This is a genomic window from Okeania sp. SIO2F4 (genome assembly GCF_010672385.1).
In the GTDB taxonomy this organism is placed as follows: domain Bacteria; phylum Cyanobacteriota; class Cyanobacteriia; order Cyanobacteriales; family Microcoleaceae; genus Trichodesmium.
In genome coordinates this window covers 1-4,197 of sequence record NZ_JAAHGT010000857.1, presented here as the reverse complement: position 1 = coordinate 4,197, position 4,197 = coordinate 1, and the positions used below count along the sequence as shown (strand labels likewise).

Sequence of the window (4,197 nt, the reverse complement as noted above, 5' to 3'; positions counted from 1 at the left end):
ACTTTAGGTCTAAATCTAACAGATTACATTGTGACTGACTCCCCATTAGGAGTAGAACTAAGACAGTCTGAGTCTGGGGCATCTTGGGGCACAATAGCTAATCCTGATAGCTTGCTACGAGCAGCAGATACTCTAATTCACAAAGCAAAAGCAGAGGCGATCGCTGTTGTTGCCAGATTTCCCGATGACGAAGGTAGTACAGCATTACAAGAATATCGTCATGGCCAAGGAGTTGACCCCTTGGCAGGAGCAGAGGCAGTTATTAGTCATTTAATTGTCAAAACTTTTCAAATTCCCTGCGCCCATGCTCCTGCTTTATTGCCCCTACCCCTAGACCCTAACTTATCGCCCCGGTCTGCTGCCGAAGAAATTGGTTATACATTTTTGCCTTGTGTTTTGGTTGGTTTGAGTCGTGCGCCACAGTTATCGACACGAAAAGAGAGTTTGCCACTTCCAAATACTATCTGGGCACAACAAGTTGATGCGGTGGTTGTACCTGCGACAGCTTGTGGGGGTAGTGCAGTGATGAGTTTCAGTCAAACTAAAGCACAAATTATTGCCGTGAGAGAAAATAAAACCCAAATGCAGGTATCACCCGAAAAGTTAGGTATCAAGGCGTTGGAGGTAAATTCATATTTAGAAGCATTGGGGGTATTGGTTGCTCATAGGGCAGGTATTAGTCCGGAAGCTTTAAGAGCAAAAATATTATCAATTCCTAGAATTCAGTAGTATAGCACTACGCATTTAGGACGCGGACATTGGTAAGGTAAATCTTGTTGGCGGAGCATTTTGGCATTGAAAACTCACGAGCGAGATTACATGTAACTTTTGACTTTGAGATTACCATCGGTGTCGCCTCGCAACCTTATGACTAAGGGCGGACTACCTTTTGAAAAGAAAAAAATTTCCTTTTAACTAATGCTCTTCCTTTTTAAGAAGAGGTAATAATTAATAATTAATAATTAATAATTAACAATGAATAATTGAACCATAACTTTATAACTCATCACTATGAAAATTACTATACAATATTGAGATAGAGAACCTAAAGTCTATTTGATAGCTGACAAGTGACAGAAAAAATTCCTGAAAACCCGGAGATCGAACCACTAACTCGCATCCAAGTGTTAGTGGCAATGGGAGTAACAGCATTAGTATTACTGGCAATTTCTAAAATTTGCCTGCTATTTGGTATAAATTTATTGCCTGTAACTTGGAATTTGAGGGCCTTACTCTGGGGAGTAGCGATCGCCCTAGGTATTACTACTGCGAGTGGTTTAGTTTACCGTATATGGCCAGCTTATCGTCGTAGTGCAGATACATATTTAAAGTTAGTGCTAACTCCCCTGTTATGGCCTGATTTAGTTTGGTTGGGGTTGCTCCCAGGATTAAGTGAAGAATTGCTATTTCGAGGTGTAGTCTTATCTGCCTTGGGATTAGATACAGTGGCCTTAATCGCCTCAAGTGTTTTCTTTGGTGTTTTACATCTGAGTGGTAGGGAACAATGGCCTTATATGATTTGGGCAACAATAGTTGGTCTAGTGTTAGGATACAGCGCTTTGGTAACAGGTAATTTATTAATACCAATTATTGCCCATATTTTGACAAATTTGATTTCGAGTAGTGTTTGGAAGTGGGAACATAACGGAAGTTAAAAGTCAAAAGTCAAAAGTCAAAAGTAAGATTTTACAGACTCAGAACTTTAACGCTATAGTAATTTCAGGAAATTATTTCACATCTAAAGTTTGAAACTATTTGTGACATTTTTCAAGTTAATTAGTATTAATTATAGAGGATTAAATAATTTTAAATGACAGAATCAGGGTTTGATTTTAGCCACTACTACACATATCAAGAAGTAGTAAATTTTCTACATCAAATGAGTGAAAATAATCCTCATTTAATAGATTTAAAAGTTATTGGCAAAAGCTACGGCGGACTAGATATTTTCCTAGCTACTCTGACAAATCAAAATACAGGAAAGGCTAAGGAAAAACCTGGATATTGGATTGATGCTAATATTCATGCGATAGAAGTTACAGGTTCGGCGGTTGCTCTATATACTATTTATTATCTACTAAATAATTACGCTAGTGAACCTCGAATCACTCATTTATTAGACAACTACACAATTTATATTTTACCTCGCATTGCTGTTGATGGAGCAGAAAAATATTTAACAACTCCTCAAATTTTGCGATCGAGTATTCGTCATTATCCTTATCCTGAAGAACGCGATGGTCTCCACTGGGAAGATATAAATGGAGATGGGTTAATTTTGCAAATGCGACTCAAAGATAACTGTGGAGCTTGGAAAATTTCGTCGGAAGACCCGAGAATTATGGTGCCTCGCGAACCCGATGAATTTGGAGGTACTTACTACAGTATTTTGCCAGAGGGAATAATCAAAAACTATGACGGTTACGATATTAAAGTCGCTCCCAGTAAGGAAGGGCTTGATTTTAATCGCAACTATCCCCATGAATGGCGACCAGAGGGAAAACAAAAAGGTGCTGGAGATTTTCCTTTTTCTGAACCTGAAACTCTTGCTGTAGCAGAATTTTGGCGAGAACATCCTAATATTAATGGTTTCATCAACTATCATACGTTTTCTGGAGTAATTTTACGTTCTTACTGTGGTTATCCAGACGAACACTTACCTGCAAAAGATTTAGACATTTACAAATTGATTGGAGAAAAGGGTACTGAGATTACGGGTTATGAGTGCGTTTCGATTTATCATAACTTCTCGTACCCTAACCGTGAGAAAATTTCTGGTGGAATGATTGACTATTGTTACGATCGCTTCGGTTGGTTTGGTTTTGCTATAGAGCTTTGGGATGCACCCACGGCAGCGGGAGTTAAGAAGGATGATTATATTAAGTGGTTACAACGCCATCCTGTTGCTGACGATCTGAAAATGATGCAATGGAATGATGAAAAATTGGGTGGGAGAGGTTTTATTGACTGGGAAACATTTGAACATCCCCAACTGGGTACTGTTGAAATTGGTGGGTGGAATTTGAAGGAAGTCTGGTACAACCCACCTGTTGAATATTTACCAAAGTTATGTGAGGAACAATGTCAGTTTGCTATTTCTCATGCTTTGATGTCACCTTGTTTAGCAGTGAGTCAGACAGTGGTTGAGCATCAGGGCGGTGATATGTATCATCTGGTGGTGCAGTTGGAAAATCAGGGATTTTTACCTACTTATACCAGTGAAAAAGCTTTGGAACAAAAAAGTGTTAAACCGATAGAGGTAATGTTAGATTTACCTGATGGTGTAACCTTGGTGAGTGGGAAACAAAAGCAGGAAATCGAGCATTTGCAGGGGCGATCGAGTGAAGCTTTTAATTTTTTCAGTTTTTTTGCTCAACCTGGAAGTTATCGTTGTCATTTGGAGTGGGTGGTTAAAGGTGTTGCTGGTTGTGAGATTGAGGTGACGGCAAAGGCGGAACGAGCAGGCGTTGTGAAAACAGTGATTACTTTGCCAGAGTAAGTTAAGGTATAGAAATCTTTATTCCAACCGAAGCATTTCTGGAGGCAATTTTAGGTATAGCTTTTATAGAACCCCATAGAGGAGAAGTTTGGGGAGAGGGGGATAGGGAGATAGGGAGATGGTGAAGCTTGGGGGCAATTATTCTACCTTTTTCCCTGTTATGGTATCTCGATCTTCTAACTCGGTCTTCCTGACTCCGGGAGCTAAAAGCACGCACCTTTACAAAGATACGCTTAGGACTTCTATATTATCTTCGGCTGAAAAGTTGTCTGCTTTACAGCGCTTTTCAGTTGAGTAGACTACTAAACTCATTGTTAGAAACTGTTTGAGAAATACTGCATGGAACCGACAAATCCGCGCAAACCTAACCCCCCTGCCCCCCTTCCCTACAAGGGAATGGGGGTTGCCGGAGCCTCTCTCCTGGTAGGAGAGAGGTTTGGAGAGAGGTTTTTATGAGTTTACAAACAGCTTCTTAGAAGTCAGGAGTCAGGAGGACAGAGTCAGGAGGCGCGGAGGCGCGGAGTTAGTATAAAAGCCCTCGTTCTTCAAATTATGACTGAATAAATATACGATACTTAGGGTTTCTGGAGGAGAGTGTGGTCTATCAAGGATGAAAACTGCAATTTGAGCGATCGCTCAAATTACTCAAGATGATGCCGTGGGTTGATTCTATTCATTGTGGTTTATTCATATGAAAA

At 40.0% G+C, this 4,197-nt stretch carries 3 protein-coding genes; all 3 read left to right on the top strand.

From position 1 onward, the window contains the following. Positions 1 to 729, top strand: a 729-nt coding sequence (locus F6K22_RS33925) for a DUF3326 domain-containing protein (protein WP_293108525.1), incomplete at its 5' end; no start/stop codon positions are given. A gap of 341 nt (positions 730 to 1,070) precedes the next feature. Further along, on the top strand, positions 1,071 to 1,655 hold the full coding sequence (locus F6K22_RS33920) for a CPBP family intramembrane glutamic endopeptidase (RefSeq protein ID WP_293108522.1): 585 nt from the start codon (positions 1,071 to 1,073) through the stop codon (positions 1,653 to 1,655). Positions 1,656 to 1,810: 155 nt separating this feature from the next. Next, positions 1,811 to 3,499 (top strand): M14 family metallopeptidase, encoded by a 1,689-nt coding sequence (locus tag F6K22_RS33915; RefSeq protein WP_293108519.1) that lies wholly within the window; start codon positions 1,811 to 1,813, stop codon positions 3,497 to 3,499. The last annotated feature ends 698 nt before the right edge of the window (positions 3,500 to 4,197 follow it).

What these genes read in the sequence shown, in the direction of transcription:
- F6K22_RS33915 (WP_293108519.1), top strand. Translation starts at nt 1,811, where the DNA reads ATGACAGAATCAGGGTTTGATTTTAGCCACTACTACACATATCAAGAA.